19 protein-coding genes are annotated in these 19,190 nt (G+C 36.1%); all 19 read right to left on the bottom strand.

The window, feature by feature from the left end:
- Positions 1–31 precede the first annotated feature (31 nt).
- The 19 genes from fabG to rpoC all read right to left on the bottom strand — a co-directional run bounded on the left by fabG (position 32) and on the right by rpoC (position 19,106).
- On the bottom strand, positions 32–766 hold the full coding sequence (gene fabG / locus H3U97_RS10360; RefSeq protein WP_198198886.1) for a 3-oxoacyl-ACP reductase FabG: 735 nt from the start codon (positions 764–766) through the stop codon (positions 32–34).
- 18 nt (positions 767–784) lie between these two features.
- Positions 785–1,720 (bottom strand): ACP S-malonyltransferase, encoded by a 936-nt coding sequence (gene fabD / locus H3U97_RS10355; protein WP_198198884.1) that lies wholly within the window; start codon positions 1,718–1,720, stop codon positions 785–787.
- 35 nt (positions 1,721–1,755) lie between these two features.
- Positions 1,756–2,709: a beta-ketoacyl-ACP synthase III gene (locus H3U97_RS10350; protein ID WP_086360912.1), complete on the bottom strand. Its 954-nt coding sequence runs from the start codon at positions 2,707–2,709 to the stop codon at positions 1,756–1,758.
- A gap of 4 nt (positions 2,710–2,713) precedes the next feature.
- Positions 2,714–3,760 (bottom strand): phosphate acyltransferase PlsX, encoded by a 1,047-nt coding sequence (gene plsX / locus H3U97_RS10345; RefSeq protein WP_081300049.1) that lies wholly within the window; start codon positions 3,758–3,760, stop codon positions 2,714–2,716.
- Between the two features lie 33 nt (positions 3,761–3,793).
- Entirely contained in the window at positions 3,794–3,961 is a 168-nt protein-coding gene (rpmF, locus tag H3U97_RS10340) for a 50S ribosomal protein L32 (protein WP_025316508.1), read from the bottom strand.
- A gap of 4 nt (positions 3,962–3,965) precedes the next feature.
- Complete coding sequence (gene yceD, locus H3U97_RS10335; protein WP_065578348.1) at positions 3,966–4,475, bottom strand: 23S rRNA accumulation protein YceD; 510 nt, start codon at positions 4,473–4,475, stop codon at positions 3,966–3,968.
- Between the two features lie 297 nt (positions 4,476–4,772).
- The gene (locus H3U97_RS10330) at positions 4,773–6,692 is read right to left on the bottom strand and encodes a transcription antiterminator (protein WP_198198883.1); all 1,920 of its coding nucleotides are present in this window, start codon (positions 6,690–6,692) and stop codon (positions 4,773–4,775) included.
- A 3-nt stretch (positions 6,693–6,695) separates the two neighbouring features.
- Positions 6,696–7,436 (bottom strand): KDGP aldolase family protein, encoded by a 741-nt coding sequence (locus H3U97_RS10325; protein WP_086360914.1) that lies wholly within the window; start codon positions 7,434–7,436, stop codon positions 6,696–6,698.
- Complete coding sequence (locus H3U97_RS10320; protein ID WP_086362277.1) at positions 7,436–8,575, bottom strand: DgaE family pyridoxal phosphate-dependent ammonia lyase; 1,140 nt, start codon at positions 8,573–8,575, stop codon at positions 7,436–7,438. Before H3U97_RS10320 ends, H3U97_RS10325 begins: the two co-directional genes overlap by 1 nt.
- Positions 8,553–9,707, bottom strand: coding sequence for an amidohydrolase/deacetylase family metallohydrolase (locus H3U97_RS10315; protein ID WP_065578352.1), 1,155 nt, complete (start codon positions 9,705–9,707; stop codon positions 8,553–8,555). The genes H3U97_RS10320 and H3U97_RS10315 overlap by 23 nt, the downstream gene beginning before the upstream one ends.
- Positions 9,708–9,755: 48 nt before the next feature.
- On the bottom strand, positions 9,756–10,409 hold the full coding sequence (locus H3U97_RS10310; RefSeq protein WP_065578353.1) for a DUF4310 family protein: 654 nt from the start codon (positions 10,407–10,409) through the stop codon (positions 9,756–9,758).
- 18 nt (positions 10,410–10,427) lie between these two features.
- The gene (locus H3U97_RS10305; protein WP_086362279.1) at positions 10,428–11,180 is read right to left on the bottom strand and encodes a DUF4311 domain-containing protein; all 753 of its coding nucleotides are present in this window, start codon (positions 11,178–11,180) and stop codon (positions 10,428–10,430) included.
- A 15-nt stretch (positions 11,181–11,195) separates the two neighbouring features.
- Entirely contained in the window at positions 11,196–11,492 is a 297-nt protein-coding gene (locus tag H3U97_RS10300) for a DUF4312 family protein (protein WP_198198881.1), read from the bottom strand.
- 13 nt (positions 11,493–11,505) lie between these two features.
- The gene (locus H3U97_RS10295) at positions 11,506–11,874 is read right to left on the bottom strand and encodes an SFCGS family glycine-rich protein (RefSeq protein WP_034884881.1); all 369 of its coding nucleotides are present in this window, start codon (positions 11,872–11,874) and stop codon (positions 11,506–11,508) included.
- Positions 11,875–11,919: 45 nt separating this feature from the next.
- On the bottom strand, positions 11,920–12,255 hold the full coding sequence (locus tag H3U97_RS10290) for a PRD domain-containing protein (RefSeq protein WP_065578356.1): 336 nt from the start codon (positions 12,253–12,255) through the stop codon (positions 11,920–11,922).
- A gap of 351 nt (positions 12,256–12,606) precedes the next feature.
- Entirely contained in the window at positions 12,607–13,524 is a 918-nt protein-coding gene (locus H3U97_RS10285; protein WP_198198879.1) for a YgcG family protein, read from the bottom strand.
- A gap of 5 nt (positions 13,525–13,529) precedes the next feature.
- Complete coding sequence (locus H3U97_RS10280) at positions 13,530–14,129, bottom strand: LemA family protein (RefSeq protein WP_065578358.1); 600 nt, start codon at positions 14,127–14,129, stop codon at positions 13,530–13,532.
- Positions 14,130–14,490: 361 nt separating this feature from the next.
- Positions 14,491–14,802 carry an antibiotic biosynthesis monooxygenase gene (locus H3U97_RS10275; protein WP_198198877.1) on the bottom strand — a complete coding sequence of 104 codons (312 nt, stop codon included), beginning with the start codon at positions 14,800–14,802 and terminating at the stop codon, positions 14,491–14,493.
- 83 nt (positions 14,803–14,885) lie between these two features.
- Positions 14,886–19,106 (bottom strand): DNA-directed RNA polymerase subunit beta', encoded by a 4,221-nt coding sequence (gene rpoC / locus H3U97_RS10270; RefSeq protein ID WP_086356815.1) that lies wholly within the window; start codon positions 19,104–19,106, stop codon positions 14,886–14,888.
- Between the last annotated feature and the right edge of the window lie 84 nt (positions 19,107–19,190).

Below are 19,190 nucleotides of genomic sequence, written 5' to 3'. Positions count from 1 at the left end.
TTATTGGTTTATTTTACACTATTCTGATCAATTACACCATATACATGCCACCATTGACATGTAAAGTTTCACCTGTGATGTAAGATGCGTCATCAGAAGCCAAAAATGCCACCGCATTAGCAATCTCAGCCGGTTCACCTAAACGTCCTGCTGGTACTTGCGCTAATGTTAAAGCTTTTTGCTCATCCGTTAGTGCTTCAGTCATATCAGTTGCAATAAATCCTGGCGCTACCACGTTAACAGTAATTCCACGAGATGCAACTTCACGTGCTAAAGATTTACTAAAGCCAATCAATCCAGCTTTTGCCGCCGCATAGTTAGCTTGGCCTGCATTGCCCATAGTCCCTACAACAGATCCTATAGTAATAATTCGGCCATAACGTTTTTTCATCATAGTACGCATTAATGCTTTTGATAAACGAAATACTGATGTTAAATTAGTATCTAAAATGTCTTGCCATTCATCTTCTTTCATTCGCATTAATAGATTATCACGGGTAATACCTGCGTTATTAACTAAAATATCAATATCGCCAAACTCCGTTTTAATTGCATTAATAACTGATTCGATAGATGCTTCGTCAGTTACATTTAGTGCTAAACCTTTTCCACTAGAGCCTAAATATTCACTTATGGCCTGTGCGCCTTTTTCTGTCGTTGCAGTACCAATCACTGTTGCACCACATGCAACTAATTTTTCCGCAATGGCCTTTCCAATTCCACGGCTTGCACCAGTTACTAAAGCAATTTTTCCTGATAGGTTCATAACTACCCCTTTTGTATTCTATTTAGTATTTTCAATTGCAACATCTAATGACTCTTTATCATTAACAGCACAAGCTGATAATGAATCAACAATTCGTTTAGTTAAGCCAGTTAAAACTTTACCTGGGCCCATCTCAACTAATAGTGTTACACCTTGTTTTGCCATTTCTTCAACCGTTTCAGTCCAACGAACTGGGCTATATAACTGGGCTATTAATGCTGCTTTAATATTTTCTGCAGATGATTCAACTTTAACATCAACGTTATTAATCACAGCAAATTGAGGTGCATTAAACGTCATATTATTTAAAGTTGTCGCTAGTTTATCAGCGGCTGGTTTCATTAATGCACAATGTGAAGGAACACTTACCGCCAATGGTAAAGCACGTTTAGCTCCGGCTTCTTTACAAAGCGCACCAGCACGTTCAACCGCTTCTTTATTACCAGCAATAACAACTTGGCCTGGTGAATTAAAATTAACTGGCGCGACAACTTGACCTTGAGCAGCTTGTTCACATGCTTTTCGAATTGAATCGTTATCTAAACCAATAATAGCAAACATTGCACCAGTACCACTTGGCACTGCCTCTTGCATTAATTTACCACGTAACTCTACTAATTTAATAGCGTCTTTAAAATCTATCACACCAGCACATACTAATGCTGAATATTCACCCAAACTGTGACCAGCCATAAATTCTGGTTGAGGACCATTAATACTTTGCCAAACTCGGTAAATCGCAACCGATGCAGCAAGTAATGCCGGTTGTGTTTGCCAAGTTTTATTTAATTCTTCAGCTGGACCATCTTGCACTAAAGTCCATAAATCATAACCTAATACTTGTGATGCTTCATCGAAAGTTGATTTCACAACTGAATAATTTTCAGCAAGATCTTTTAACATACCAACAGCTTGTGAGCCTTGTCCTGGAAATACCATTGCAAATTTGGTCATTTTGAAATCCTTGATTACCTAAATAATTTATAAAATTAAAATCTAACGAGTGCTGAGCCCCAAACAAAGCCGCCACCGAAAGCTTCTAATAAAATTAGTTGCCCACGTTTAATACGTCCATCTCGTACACCTGTATCTAATGCACAAGGTACTGATGCAGCAGAAGTATTACCTTGTTTATCCAGCGTAACAATCACCTTACTCATATCCATATCAAGACGTTTGGCTGTAGCTGAAATAATACGTAAATTAGCTTGATGTGGCACTAACCAATCTAAATCAGATTTATTAAAGGCATTTTCGGTTAAAAGTTCATCAACTAGATTAGAAAGTTCTTTGACTGCAATTTTGAATACGTCATTACCTTGCATTGTCATATAGACAGGGTCATTAAGAGAACGGCGATCAACATATGGGTATTTTAATAATTCGCCATATCGGCCGTCGGCATGTAAATGAGAGGCAATAAGACCAGGATCTTCAGAAGCACCAACCACAACAGCTCCAGCACCATCACCGAAAATGATAATTGTACCGCGATCATTTGGATCAACACCGCGGGTTAACATATCAGAACCAACAACTAAGGCATATTTTATTACACCACTTTTTACATATTTATCAGCAATATCTAATGCATAAATAAATCCAGAACAAGCTGCCGACACATCAAAGGCAACCACATCACCGAGATCTAATTTAGCTTGTAATTCTGTAGCTGAACTAGGAAAAGCATTAGCTGATGTTGCTGTTGCAACAATAATTAAACCAATTTCTTGTTTATCAATATCCGCCATTTCAATAGCTTTAATCGCGGCTTCATAGGCCATACTAGTAACAGTTTCATCAGGTGCAGCTATCCGTCTTTCTTTAATACCTGTACGAGTAGTTATCCATTCGTCGCTAGTATCCACCATTTTTTCAAGATCGGTATTGGTTCTTATTTGTTTTGGAAGATAACTTCCTGTTCCTAATATTTTTGTATACATCGAATTATTCGCTCTTGGGTAGTGCAGAAGAAAGGCTATTGGCAATCTTCTCTGGTATATTGGTTTCGATAGCTAAAATAGCTTGCTCAATTGCTGCAAAAAATGATTTTTGATTGGCACTACCGTGACTTTTAATCACAATACTTTGAAGACCAAGTAAACAAGCGCCATTATATCGCCCAGGGTCTAAATAGCCAAAATTTTTTACTATTTTTCTTTGCAGCCATTTACTCAAAAATTTCATAACTAATGAGTTGTGTCCTAAAAGCATTTTGAACGAAGATAGAAAAATTTTAATTAACCCTTCTACCGTTTTCAAAGTCACATTACCAACAAAGCCGTCACAAACTAATACATCGGTTTTACCAGTTAATAGCTCATTACCTTCTAAATAACCGATATAATTAATTTGATGATTAGCCTTCAAAACAGATGCTGCAGCACGAATTTTATCCAATCCTTTAATGTCTTCTTCACCAATATTAAGCAAAGCAACACGAGGATTTTCAATATGAAGAACCGATTTTGCTAGTATTTCACCCATTATAGCAAATTGAACCAGCATATCACTATCACATTCAGCATTTGCCCCCAAATCAAGAACCACAGTATTTTGATTATTTAATGCAGGAATGGTGGCAACTAATGCTGGTCGATCAATGCCTGTTAAAGAATGCAACAACAACTTAGATAACCCCATCAGCGCACCAGTATTACCAGCGCTAACACAAGCTTGAGCTTTATTATTTTTTACTAATTCTAATGCAATTCTCATTGACGAACCCTGGCTATGCCTAATTGCATAAGAAGGTTTCATATCGTTAGTAATGATAGATGTTGATTCTGTCACCATCAAGCGACCTGTTTCTTGGTACTGGGTAACTAGCTTGGCATTTTCTTTAGACAAAAAAAATCTAACTTCCTTTATGTCACCAACAAGGAAGATAGAAAGATTTGGATAATGATGTAATGCTTGAATTGCAGCAGGAACAACAATACGAGGACCAAAGTCCCCGCTCATAGCATCTAACGCAATGGTTAGATTATCCAAAATGTCACCTGAAGATTTCTAATTACTAATTAATTATTTAGAAATTACTTTTCGGCCGCGATAATAACCATCAGCGGTTACGTGATGACGTAAATGAGTTTTACCTGATTCATCAACTGAGATATTAGCAACAGTTAATGCATCATGAGAACGACGCATACCACGTTTTGCACGAGTTTTACGATTCTGTTGAACAGCCATGGATTTACCCCTTATTCTTTAAACTAACTAAAATTGCAAATGGATTTGGTTTTTCATTCTCAGCAGGAATTTCACCAAACACCATATCTGCCTCTGACACTTCGCAGTGTTTACTATCATGCACCGGCGCAATTGGTAATGAGAGAATAATTTCGTCCTCAATTAACGCTAATATATCTACTTCACCAAACTCGTTAACTAAAACGGGCTCATAATGTTCCGGTAATTTCTCTGCTTGAGCATCGCTCTTAACAGGACTAAATTTATTCATCACATGAACTTCAGTGATAAAAGGTTTAAAACAACGCTGGCAAATTTGTTCTAGCGTCATTTTTGCATCAATAGTGATAACGCAAAGTCTTTGCTCATCAAAATCAAAAGACAAATGACATTCGATATCACTTTTTGGACTTTCAATCCTTGTTGCACTTTGAGCTGGATAATATCCAACATAATCAAGTCTTTTTTGTGCTGCTTTGATTGGGTCAATTGTTAATGGTAATTTATTTTGCATAAGATATGCATGCCTACCTTAAAAATTATTAAGTGCAGCTAAAAACCACACAAAGCCATAAGGCGCGCATAATACCTTTAAATCACCATTTCGTCAATGGGCAAGCACATGATAATTTGTTTTAATTGTTGATTATTTCTTAAATATTTATAATTATTATTTTACTTATTTCTTAACAAAAAATTTTGAGGAACAGGGTTTTTTAGCGCTCAAAATTGTTATTTATTTAATCGCTAAATAACTTGTGTTACACGCTTAGTTGAATCCCTTTCTTAATTGCAAATTAAATCGAGTTTATTACGATAAACGCCCAAAACTATCTTTTACAATAGCTTGAAAATCATCGAAATTACGACTATTTAACAACCGTTTAGTCGATCTTTCTTTAACAAAATTGACGACTAAGTTATAAATTCGCATCGCATCTTCGTATTCATCTTTGCTAATTGCTAATAAGAAAATAACATGCGCAATTTCATTTTTATTCCATTCAATACCTTGAGGAGCCAAAATAGTGGTCACTACTGTCTTTTTGGCCAACAAACCAACTGAATGAGGAATAGCAATATTTTCACCGATTAAAGTCGATACAATACTTTCTCGTTCTACTACCGATGGATAAAAGTCCTGTCCCACATATCCAGATTCTTCCAGCCGCTGACAAACTATTTGGAACAGTTCACTTTGCGTCATCGGTTTGTCAATAATTAGGAAAAATTTTTCATTAAAAAAACGCTCAATAATATATGGCATAGTGCGATCAACCATTGATAAACGCCCTAATTGTTCTAGTTGATAAGGCGTTGGAAATGGTGCTATTTTCACTATTTGCTTATCTTTCTCGTTTAAGCGAACCGTAGACACCACAAAATCTTCTTCAATATGCGTTAACTGTTCATACTCTCTATAAGAAATCGTTCGATTAATTAAAATATGAGGAAAATCGCGTTTAATTTTTGATTCAATCATACGTAAAGTGGCGTTACCTAATTCACTGACTAATAAAATTTGCACTAATCTTTTATATCCTGCACTATAATTGCGCTCTAAGGCTACCCCTATATGAATTGCTAAATAGCTGATTTCGTCTTCAGTCATTTTCACATCAGTAAACTTAGGAATATTCGCTAATGCCGATAAAGTAATATCATAAGCAAAAGGATAATATTGTTTAATTTCATGTAATAACGGATTAGAAGTATGAATTTGATATTTTATACGAGATAGCAACGATGAAATATGAATTAACATATCTTGACGTAGCTTCATATCTTGTTTCAAATTATAGTGATAAGAATCACTGATATAAGATAAGATATGTTCAAATAACTCTAAACTTTTAGCTTGATTAGGTGATTCCATAATAGTGCGCGACATAATCTGCACACATAAATAGTTGAATTCAGCATCAGAAAGGGTACTACCTAAAAAATAGGAGAAGCCTTCAGAAACCTCACGCGCAGCACCAATAACTGTCGAATCAATATTATCGACTTGATATTCAACTAATTCATACCCTTGCGTAATTCTGGTGATTGAAACGGCACAACAATAGAGCAAATATCCTTGCCCTTCCGAGGTTAATTTTAATTCAAAACGTTCAAACTGATTTTGTAGTACACTTTCCAGATAATCTAAATCAATATCAGATAATATCGTCTGAATTAACCGATTAACATTGATAGTGTCCCCTGTGATATGATGTTGCCATAAAATATCAGTTAAACATGCTCGAATAGCCGATTCCTCACCAACTAATCGCATACCTGAATAAGGACGATTATCCAGCGATAAATGGTATTTATCTAAATATTGCTTAACTTCAATAACATCATTTTGTAATGTATTACGGCTCAAAAACCATTCACCTGCAATATCATCCAATTTTACCGACTTTGATTGAGTTAAAAATGCAATCAATAAAGCGGAAACGCGCTCTTTATTAGTTCGAGGAACCCGTTCTATTTGCTGAACAACCGGAATGGTTGCATACAGATTAGGATCTGTTATGACAAGGTGATAACCAACGTTTTTAATATAATCAACTTGCGCACCATACTTATTTAATACATCGTTAAGCGCAACAATATCAGATCGAATCGTTCTGATTGATACTGTAAAACGATTTGCTAGCTCTTTTTGAGGTAGCAATTCGTTTTTTATGGTATCAAAAATATACGCTAATCTTTGATAAGGGAATAGCAATTTAGATGCCATTACTCATCCTGCTAATTTTTGCGTAATCGCTAATAGTTGTTTAACATCTTCAGTTCTTGTCGCCCCAGTTGTTTTATCAATAATTGAGGTATAAATATGTGGAATAACTTTTTTCACACCGGCATTTAAGGCAATTTTTAAAATTGTTTCATAATTGTCTAAATCAATACCACCAGTAGGTTCTAGATAGAAATTATGTTCAGCACAGCATTTAGCCACATACTCATATTCATCTATATGCTTTAACCCGCCCATAGGAAAATATTTAATTGAGCTTCCTCCCATATCTTTTAATAAAGCAATAGCGGTTTCAACCGGTACGATAGCAGCAGGTGATGTTGAGCTTAGTGGACCTGTAGCTATATTAACTAATCCTACTTTCCCTGTTGGTGATACAAGACCATTGATTACCGTTTCTTTTTGTCCTAATAAAGCACGACTTGTTGCCACCCCTGTAAAAACTTGATTAACATGTTGAGGCTGTAGAACTGCAGATATTTCTGACACCATAGTAGATTGATTAGGATCACCCGCTCCTAGACCAACAGAAATAGCATTATCAATGGCTAACGCATATTTTTTCATATCTGCTATTGCTTGCTGATTATCTGGATAATTTTTAGATAACACTCCCACAACAACATAAGTTTGTGCAGCTTCATAAATAGCACTAGCATTATCAATTGAATTGGCTAATACGTTTAAACAAACGCGATCGTTAAAATAATTTGGTGTCAATTGCATTATTTAACTCCTTGGATAATTTTTATAATTTTGTTATAGACAATATCAAGCTGTTCCGCCGTTACACTACGAACATCTGCATCTACTTTACCCTCATTGGCTTTATATTCCCGAAAATAGACTGCAATCTCGCCTTGCTTCATCAGGTCTATCATTTCAACAGCACTTTTACCAATAACCTTTGCATCAAATGATATTTCTGCACGAGCAATATCTCGGCCAGCACCATCCCAGACAACTTTTGCCGATATACCATTAATAGAATTTAACTTTTCGATAAATGGTGTCATTTTGACAACCATTTCTTGCCCAGTTTCTTGTTTAGGATCGTTAATATATAACTCAATAGCCTTGGTCAAGCCTAAAATACCCTCTTTACCAACCTTCATTGGTCGACCAATACCTTGAGATTGAAGTTTAAGCCACTCAATGGCTTGATGACGGCCAATAACTAAGCCACTAGTTGGCCCTTCAATTGCTTTTGCACCACTATAAATAACTAAATCAGCACCTTGTTGATAATAGGTTTGTAAATCCTCTTCTGCTGCGGCATCAACAATTAATGGAATATTATATTTTTTGGCCACCGTTACAGCTTGCGCAACTGATAGCATACTTTTTTGCACACAGTGATGTGATTTGACATATAAAATAGCCGCGGTATCAGAATTAATTAATGATTCAATGTGCTCTGGTTTACACTCATTTGCATAACCCGCTTCAACCACAATTCCACCACCTAAAGCGACCATAGTACCAATAGGAGCACCAAAATTTACGTTATGTCCTTTTGGCACAATAATTTCCTTTGCTACCCATTTATCAGAACTATGTAAATTAAATAATAAATCACGATCATCTTTAACGATTAAACCTGCGACAGCTTGCGCAATGCCAGCAGAGGCACATGATACGACCACAGCGTTTTCGACATTGAGTAATTTAGCAATGTATTGACCAGTTTTATCGACTAAATCTTTTATTTCAAAATATTCATTTAATCCGAGGGATACAGTATCAACCACTTCTGCTCTAGGTGTTGAAACACCTAAAATAGTCATTCGCCCCGAAGCATTAATCACTTTTTTCAAGTGGTATTTACTGTATATTTCTTTTTCAGTTTGAGATTCTGAGCTCATTTTTACTACCTTCTTGTGTTATTTCAATGTGTGTAACTTTTTTGGTTGTATTTGTTGCGATAGCGGCTAAAGGAACAAACTGTTCATGGCATTCCCTCTGCTCACCTTCTGAATCAGTTAAAGAGACGGTTTGCTGTTTTATATCAAAAATAGTCAAATCGGCATCATAGCCAATAGCTATTTCCCCTTTATTGTTTAAATGCAAAATTTGGGCCGCATTTTTAGTGACACTATCAATAATTCTAGTTTTGCTATAACCTAGACAGATAAATTTATTCATCACATTTGCTAAGCTAAATACAGGACCTTGCAAACGATTTTTAGAATATATATCAGAGCTGATAGTGTTTGGATAAACATCTAAACATTTAGCTCGCTCAGCTACCGAAAAACTGAAACTTTCACCACCATGACCAATATCTAAAATCACCCCACGTTCAATGGCGCGTTTAATTGAATCACGCAGATTATTCTGCTTATCAAATATTTGGTTTGGCTTACCATTAAAACAATGAGTAATAATATCGCCTTTAGTTAATAAATCAGCAATTTCATCAAGTTCAGGCGGATTATTTCCTACATGAATCATTAGTGGCAAACCCGTCTTTTTCTGCATCTCTTTCGCTTTGATTAACGGTAAAATACCATTTTCACCAACAACGCTACGACTGATCCTAACTTTTATTCCAATAATAAAATTAGGATATTTAACTAAAGTTTGGTCAAATAACGGCACATCGATATCTTGCATATCAGCAAGCTCACTCTGCCTTATTAAGCCAATTTTTGAGATATTTAAAAAAGAATAAACATGAGTTTTAGCCTGCATCGCTAAATCATAAAACTCGTCAATATCAAGTGCTCCAACACTACCAGCATCAACCACTGCCGTCACGCCAGCCTCAATACCAATCAGATCGGGTTCATCGTGGTAAATTGGTGAGTGTGCGAAGCAATGAGTATGGGAATCTATCCAGCCGGCACTTACATAGTGTTGGTTTTTTAGATCCAACACTTGATTTGATGTTGCGATTATATTTTTGCCAATTTCCACAATTTTGCCATGTTGAATGGCAATATCAGTTATTGAATTATCGATGAGTTTGGCATTTTTTATAATTAAATCATACATAATTTAATCCAACCCCTCGACCATAGTCATGATAGAGGGGACATAACATTATATAATTGGGAAGATACCACCAAAAATCATGGCACCTAGGATTGCACCACCAGTAATAGGTTTTTTCCATACATAAAATAATAGTGCCCCAAGCAAGGACCCTATACCAATAGGAATAGAGGCAACCATAGCTGATAAAATAATCATTGGACCAAGAAAACGACCAGATGCATTTCCCGCACCCATCATGACATCAGCACCAAAAGTTGATCCACCACCACTATTAACCGTAAATTTACGGATAAGGATGATAAGTAAACCTATTGCCATACCGAGTAATAAACCAGTTAATAACGCCACAAAAAAGTTTTCAATTGGCAATGTATAGCCACCAGCCAATAACAACGCTGGCACACCTAAACCTATACCTGTTTGTAAGGCGCCACCAATATCGAGAATTCCAACTAGCGATCCTTCAATGACACGTGCAAATAAAAAACTGGCACCAAATGCTGCTACTGCACCATAATCGCCTGTCGTCATACCTGATTTAAGCATTGCAACAAAGGCTATTTCGTTAAAAGCACCAATCCCATATACATAAAAAGTATGCGTTCCAGCAAAAATACCTGCAGAGAGTAATCCACAAAGAATAGGGAATGACCAATCGGCATACCAAAAACTTTTATTAATGGTTGTTTGAGTATTCATAATCTGTTGTTCCCTATATTATTTAAACCAATAAGACAAACCATCTCGGAATGAATTAATCATTTTCATATCAAATCCACGGAAATATCCGCTCATGACAAATAAAACAATTACCGCAGCTAACATGATTTTCATCACTCGATTCCAACCACTGTCATCCACTCCTTTACCAATCAAAATACCTAACACTAAACCAGGTACTGCATTACCCATAATTAATTGCGCTAGCCCACCAAACAAAGTGCCCCAAAAACCACTTCTTCTACCGGCATCTAAAGCTGCCAACCAGAAAATAACCGGCATCACAGTTGCGACCAGTAAATTTGCGGCTGGAACTAAAACTTTAGTCGCGGTAATTTTTAAAGAATCAGGAATAACTGATGTAGTTGTATTTAAAAATAACACAACAATCACACCGATAAATGCACAAGCAAAGGCCATTTTCTTAGGATCATGTAACGTTTGTGCTAAATTTCGGTTTTTTATCATCAATAGTGCAGCACCCCAGTTTGGAATGATGCGATGATCAACATCTTGGGTAAATGAACCAGCAGCAACAGATGAAGCCCAGGCATTAAAAAAGAATCCTAAACCAAATGAAAAATGTGCAGCAGGATCACCCTCACAAGAATTAAGTTCACCTAAGGTACGAAAGGCGCCCATACCTTGATAAGTTGGAGCATGAAACATTCGAGCTGCACCAGCGCCTACTCCAAATCCACACAGTCCACCAATTACAATGGACTTCAATGCTATAATTAGAATTTCCATGACTTTCCTTTTACGTTATTTAGAGATAAATTTAATATCGTTCAGATCGATAAACGTAACATTTACTGAGACATCAAGTGTGATGTCATAAAATGTCTTTTTTCTAGGTAAAAAGATAAATAAAAATCGTTCTATAGTTATCTTTTCAATAGCAGAAACAACACTAATATCAAGCGGTTCAATTCGTAACATGACATTATTAGTATTTTTAAGTACCTGCTTTTGCACTTGATTTAGCGCTATAGCGAACGCACGCTGCTTCGAATCTCCTTGCCCAGTTACTCTTACTTGTATCTGCTCAGTTTTTTTCATATTTCTAACCTATTTAAGAACGAGGATATTTTTTCAAAAATGCTTGGGCTATACGTTGGCCAAGTTCTACTGTATCCATAAAACCAAATCCTAGTACTTTACAACCGTCATTAATGGCTGTTTCACCTTCTTCAATTGAACGCATACCGTGTCGTTGAGAATAGCCATATTTATTTTGTGCCGTTATAGCGCCTGCACCGCCACTGCCACAAAACGAAAGCCCTAGATCTGCATTCTCATTATTCATTACGTCACCCAATTTCATATCAGCTGCCATACCTGGAATAACAATTGCACGACACCCTTCAATAGAATTAATTCCCTCTGCAATTTTTTGTCCTTTGCCCATTCTATCGCCGATGACAATGATTACTTCTGCCATAATTATTCTCCTATCAATTATTGTTTTTTAAATTTACTAATTCGTTTAATTTGCTATAGCTACTTCATAATGAACAGCCAGTAAATAAGCCTCTTCCATTGGTAGACTATTGAATAATTGTACAGTTTTACGTGCAAGCATTAAGGATTGCTCTGAGAGCTCATCAAATAAAGAAGGATCAACCTCAGGTAATTTTTCTAGCGTTTTCGCTCTTTCAACCATTGCTTTAACATGTGATAACAACATCGCTTTTTGCACATCATTTTGGGTTATTTGATGATCCGTTAACCAACGATTAATGATTTCTATCGTTTGCGCAGTCACAACTTCGGGATCTAAATCATCTTCGATCATACGGAATTGTATTTGTGGCATAGTCATTCTAATTCTCTTTTTTCTTTTTAAGATGACTTAGCCTAAAGGAAATAATTATCAATGTGGAGAGAGACTTTTTCCTATTGCAAAAGGAAATTTATTGTCAGGCTAGCTGAAAGCTGTTGTAAACAAGAATTATTATGTAGGATATGATTGAAGATTAACTAAATTGATTTTAAATTTAAACAAACTATTGCTTAAAAGTATCATTAATAAATTTTTTTGATATAAAAAACCCCTTTCCTCAAAATTTTTTCAAGCAAAGATAGTTATTTTTGTTATTGAGGCTATAAACCTAGGTAGTATTATTGTTAAAAAAGTAAATTGCCAATTTCTTTTGGTGCTTTCGAAGAAAATTTACCAGCTGCCAGATGCACCACCACCGCCACTACGGCCACCGCCTCCGCCACCAAATCCGCCGAATGAACCTCCGCCAAATCCACCACCATTCCCCCCTCCGAAACCGCCTCCTCGGCCACCACGCCCGCTACCACCACTCATAGTTAAAATACCACTTAAAATTGCACTGGCAACAAATGCTAAAAATATTAGAGGTAAGACAATATGTAATGAATAACCATTGAACAAAGTAAAACCACCAACTGATATACCATTTAGTAAACCAGTACCTAAACTTCGGCTAGCACTACGTTTAGTGGAAGTAATCGAAAATAAGCTAGCAATAGTGAAACAAATAAAAAAGGATGCTAATCCATAATTAAATAAATTGGCACCAAAATCACCAGCAAGTACCGTTTTGAGATCTGGATCACTATTAGTCGCCGGTACCTGCTGAGGATCATTCAACTTATTAATTAAAACTGAAAGCGCATCATGTATACCTTGATAATAGTTATTTTGTCTAAATTGTGGCGCTAATTGTTCACGAATGATATGACTAGCAATTAAATCGGTAATGATGCCTTCAAAACCATAACCAACTTCAATTCGCATCAACTTATCATCTTTAACAATTAATAATAAAATGCCATTATCTTGCTCTTTGTTACCTATTTTCCACTGTATAAACACCCGATCAGCATACTGTTCAACCGTTTCATTATCGAGTTTGGAGATCATTAATACCGCGATCTGTGCACCATCAGTTCGCGTCTTTTCAAAAGCAATCAAGCTTGATTCCAAATCATCTATTTGTGATGGTTCTAAAGTATCTGACGTATCAATAACACGGCGATCAAATGTAGGAATCTCAGTTAATGCATAACTTACCGCACTAAAAAACAGTAAACAAAAGAGCAGATAATATTTTTTCATTATGCTTATTGTCCAAAATTGACTGCTGGTGGATTAGAAATTTGTTGTTCGTTTTCAACAGTAAATTGTTGTTTTGGTTGTACCCCTATAATATTTGCAATCCATTTAGTTGGTAATTGACGAATATAAGTATTAAATGATTGTACTGTTTCTATATATCGACCTCTAGCAACCGTTATCCGATTTTCAGTACCTTCAAGTTGGCTCATTAAATCTTGATAGAGTGTATTTGCTTTAAGTTCTGGGTAATTTTCACTAACAGCAATTAAGCGACTTAATGCGGAACTTAATTCTGATTGGGCTTGTTGGAATTTTGAGAATAAAGCGGGATCGCTAAGTTGATCTGCATTAATTTGGATAGACCCCACTTTCGCTCTTGCATCTGTTACCTGAGTAAAAACGTCTTTTTCATGAGTTGCATATCCTTTTACTGTATTGACTAGATTCGGAACTAAATCTGCTCGACGTTTATACTGATTAACAACTTCTGACCAAGAAGCCGCTACTTTTTCGTCTTGAGTTTGAATACTGTTATAGTCTTTAAAAAAGAAAAATCCACCAACAATAATTAAAATAAGAATAAGCAATAGTAATTTGGATTTCATGGCAAGCCCCTGTAAATAGTTAAACTTTCAAATAACTTAAAAAAGCTATGATAATTAGAAAATACTAACCAGTAGCCTAAAAATTTGGTTACTAACAAACTTATAATGCTTAATTGAGGAATATATTTTTACAACTTTTTATAAAAATAATTATGAACTATAAAATATAAAGAAGAGACTTTTAGATAATAGACTTAACTTACATGGGCTGATCGCCTTCTTTAATAGATGTTATGCTCATGTAATTTTATTTGATTATATCTTTTTTTATGCAATTTGCGAAGAATTATCATCGGTAATTTTTTATTGGTATTGCTCACAATACTTATTTTTAAATTTGATTTTTTAGTTTAAAAATTACTTAGATAATGACTTCAAAACATTCAAGTTGAGCCGGCTCAAAATAGATATCTGCGTTATTTGGGCGGCTATCGGTATTACGGTGAGTATGTTTGAAATGAGCAGAATTAACCCAATTTTCAAAATCTTGTTTTGATTCCCATTCAGCATATGATGAAAACAATGTGTAATCTTCATAAGTTTTACCTTTAAGGAAATAAAAACGACTAAAACCTTTCATCTCTTTTAAATGGCTATCACGATTACGCCATATTTCAATAAAAGTGTCTTCACTACCTAACTTAATTTTAAACCGATTCATGACAATATACATCTAATACTCCTTTCATATACCATACACTCGACAAAAAAATAGCACGTGATAACACGTGCTACTTTAGTCGATTTATCTAAAATCTATTGATTTTCTTCTGCTGAATTCAATAATTCCGCTAAGTTAGCTGTAGCTTCCTCAGCTGAAACAGTTGTTGGTTGAATTACATCATCAGATGGCATTGCGCGTTTACGCAAACGTTCTTTATGATATGCATAACCAGTACCAGCTGGAATTAAGCGACCAACAATAACGTTTTCTTTCAGGCCACGAAGTTCATCATTTTTACCTGCAACTGCTGCTTCAGTTAATACGCGAGTCGTTTCTTGGAACGATGCCGCAGAAATAAATGACTCAGTAGTAAGTGATGCTTTAGTAATACCAAGTAAATCATGCAAGTAAACAATTGGTTCTTTACCTTGTGCTTCAAGCTCACGATTAATAATCTTCAAGCGTGAAACTTCAAGTTGTTCACCATCAAGTAAACGAGAACCACCAGGATGAATAACAGTTGCTTTACGTAACATTTGACGAACAATAACTTCAATATGTTTATCGTTAATTTTTACACCTTGTAAACGATAAACTTCTTGAACTTCATTCACAATGTAACGAGTTACTGCATTAACACCTCGTAGACGTAAAATATCATGTGCTGATTCAGGACCATCAGAAATCACATCACCACGGCCAACTTGTTCGCCTTCGAATACGTTAAGTTGACGCCATTTTGGAATCATCTCTTCATACGGTTCACTACCATCTAGTGGAGTGATAATTAAGCGACGTTTACCTTTAGTTTCTTTACCGAATGAGATAATACCATCAATTTCAGCAAGAATTGCCGGCTCTTTAGGTTTACGAGCTTCAAATAAATCAGCTACTCGAGGTAAACCACCGGTGATATCTTTAGTACCTACAGATGCTTGTGGAATACGTGCAAGTGTATCACCAACATTAATTTCCGCACCATCTTCTAATTGTACTAATGCTTTACCTGGTAAGAAGTACTGCGCAAGCATTTCTGTACCTGCCACAAAGATATCATTACCTTTAGCATCAACAATTTTAATTGCTGGACGTAGATCTTTACCAACACCAGTACGTTCTGCTACATCTAAGATCACGATAGATGATAAACCTGTTAACTCATCAGTTTGACGAGTAATGGTTTGGCCATCGATCATATCAACAAAACGAACAAAACCTTTCGCTTCCGAAATAACTGGCATTGTATGCGGATCCCAGTTTGCTACCGTTTCACCAGCATCAACAGTTGCACCATTACCTTTAGTTAGAATCGAGCCATAAGGAACTTTATAAGTTTCTTTCATTCGACCTAATTCATCAATAATAGTTAATTCAGCATTACGTGAAGTAATAACTAGTTTCTGATCTGGGTTAGTTACAAATTTAGCATTAGTTAGTTTAATACTACCTTTGTTTTTAACTTGAACACTAGATTCTGCTGCTGCTCGTGATGCCGCACCACCGATATGGAACGTACGCATGGTTAACTGTGTACCTGGCTCACCGATTGATTGAGCAGCGATAACACCGATTGCTTCACCTTTGTTCACTAAGTGACCACGAGCTAAGTCACGTCCATAACATTTCGCACAAACACCAAAATCAGTATCACACGAAACTACTGAACGAACTTTAACGCTATCTACAGATTCTTGTTCAAGTAGATCACAATAACTTTCATCAAGTAATGTATTGCGAGGGATTAAAATATCCGCACTACCTGGTTTTAATACGTCTTCAGCTGTTACACGACCTAATACACGTTCACGTAATGGTTCTTTAACATCACCACCTTCAATCACAGGTGTCATTACCACACCTTCTAACGTGCCGCAGTCATCTTCAATAACAACTAAATCTTGAGCCACATCAACTAAACGACGAGTTAAGTAACCTGAGTTCGCTGTTTTCAATGCGGTATCCGCAAGACCTTTACGCGCACCATGGGTCGAGATAAAGTATTGAAGTACGTTTAATCCTTCACGGAAGTTTGCGGTGATTGGTGTTTCGATGATCGAACCATCTGGTTTTGCCATCAAACCACGCATACCTGCTAACTGACGAATCTGAGCTGCAGAACCACGAGCACCAGAGTCGGCCATCATATAGATGCTGTTAAATGAAGATTGAACTTCTTCTTTACCTTCACGGTTAATAACTTTTTCAGTTGATAAGTTATCCATCATCGCTTTAGCAACACGCTCATTAGCTGCTGCCCAAATATCGATAACTTTGTTATAACGTTCACCTGCAGTTACTAAACCTGATTGGAACTGTTCTTGAATTTCTGCAACTTCGATTTCAGCTTCATTGATAATTTGTAATTTCTTAGCAGGAATTTCCATATCATCAATACCAACTGATACCCCAGAACGAGCTGCATAAGCAAAGCCGGTATACATAACCTGGTCAGCTAAAATAACAGTTTCTTTCATGCCTAATTGGCGATAACAAATATTTAAAATTCGTGAAATCGCTTTTTTACCAAGCGGCTGATTGATAACTGAGAAACTCATGCCTTTAGGCATAATTAACCATAAGATAGCACGACCAACAGTAGTATCAATTACAGAAGTTGTATCTTCCCATTCACCAATACTGTTACGATGGCTTTCAGTTATACGTACTTTAACTTTAGCATGTAATTCAACTAGACCTAAACGATACAGTTTTTCTGCTTCTTTAGGGCCGGTTAATACCATGCCTTCACCTTTAGCATTGACTTTATCACGAGTCATGTAGTAAAGACCTAATACCACGTCCTGAGATGGAACGATAATAGGCTCACCACTTGCTGGCGAAAGAATATTGTTGGTTGACATCATTAACGCACGCGCTTCTAATTGCGCTTCTAACGTTAATGGAACGTGAACCGCCATTTGGTCACCATCGAAGTCAGCATTGAATGCCGCACAAACTAATGGGTGCAATTGGATCGCTTTACCTTCAATTAGGATAGGTTCAAATGCCTGAATACCTAGTCTGTGAAGTGTTGGTGCACGGTTTAATAATACCGGATGTTCACGGATAACTTCATCTAAGATATCCCAAACAATTGCATCTTCACGTTCAACCATTTTCTTAGCAGCTTTAATGGTTGTTGCATAACCACGACGCTCTAATTTACCGTAAATAAATGGTTTAAATAGTTCAAGAGCCATTTTCTTCGGTAAACCACATTGATGTAAACGTAAGTATGGACCTACAGTAATTACTGAACGGCCTGAATAGTCTACACGTTTACCTAATAGGTTTTGACGGAAACGACCTTGCTTACCTTTAATCATATCGGCAAGTGATTTTAGTGGACGTTTATTTGAACCAGTGATTGCACGACCACGACGACCATTATCTAACAATGCGTCTACAGATTCTTGTAACATACGTTTTTCGTTACGTACAATAATATCTGGTGCAGCTAAATCTAATAAACGTTTTAAACGATTATTTCGGTTGATTACACGACGATATAAATCATTTAAGTCTGATGTTGCAAAACGACCGCCATCTAATGGTACTAATGGACGTAAATCTGGTGGCAACACAGGTAACACATTTAAGATCATCCATTCAGGTTTATTTTCTGATTGAATAAATGCTTCAATGATCTTAATTCTTTTAGTTAACTTTTTACGTTTTGTTTCAGAATTAGTGGTTGATAGTTCATCACGTAATACTTCACATTCAGATTGAACATCAATATTACGTAATAATTCTTGAATAGCTTCTGCACCCATACGTGCATCAAACTCATCACCGAACTCTTCTAACGCATCTAAATACTGTTCTTCAGTTAAGATTTGCCCACGTTCTAAATTAGTCATGCCACCATCAAGAACCATAAATGATTCAAAATAAAGCACTCGTTCAATATCACGAAGTGGCATATCAAGTAATAAACCAATACGTGATGGTAATGATTTTAAAAACCAAATATGTGCAGTTGGTGATGCAAGTTCAATGTGGCCCATACGTTCACGACGTACTTTAGCTTGTGTGACTTCTACACCACATTTTTCACAAATAACACCACGGTGTTTTAAACGTTTATATTTTCCACACAAACATTCATAATCTTTAACTGGCCCGAAAATACGCGCACAAAACAATCCATCACGTTCAGGTTTGAACGTACGATAGTTGATTGTTTCAGGTTTTTTAACTTCACCAAAAGACCATGAGCGAATCATATCAGGAGAGGCAAGGCCAATCTTGATAGCATCAAAATCTTCAGTTTTTGTTTGTGCTTTTAGAAACTTTAGTAAGTCTTTCACAATTGACTCCTATGGAGTTAAATCAATTAGATAACTTATCATTACTGATAAGTTATCCCTTATAAATAGAAATCATTTTAGCTA

It is taken from the genome of Gilliamella sp. W8128 (assembly GCF_016100545.1).
GTDB lineage: Bacteria > Pseudomonadota > Gammaproteobacteria > Enterobacterales > Orbaceae > Gilliamella > Gilliamella apis.
The sequence above is the reverse complement of the archived record's forward strand: the minus strand, read 5'-3'. Positions and strand labels throughout refer to the sequence as shown.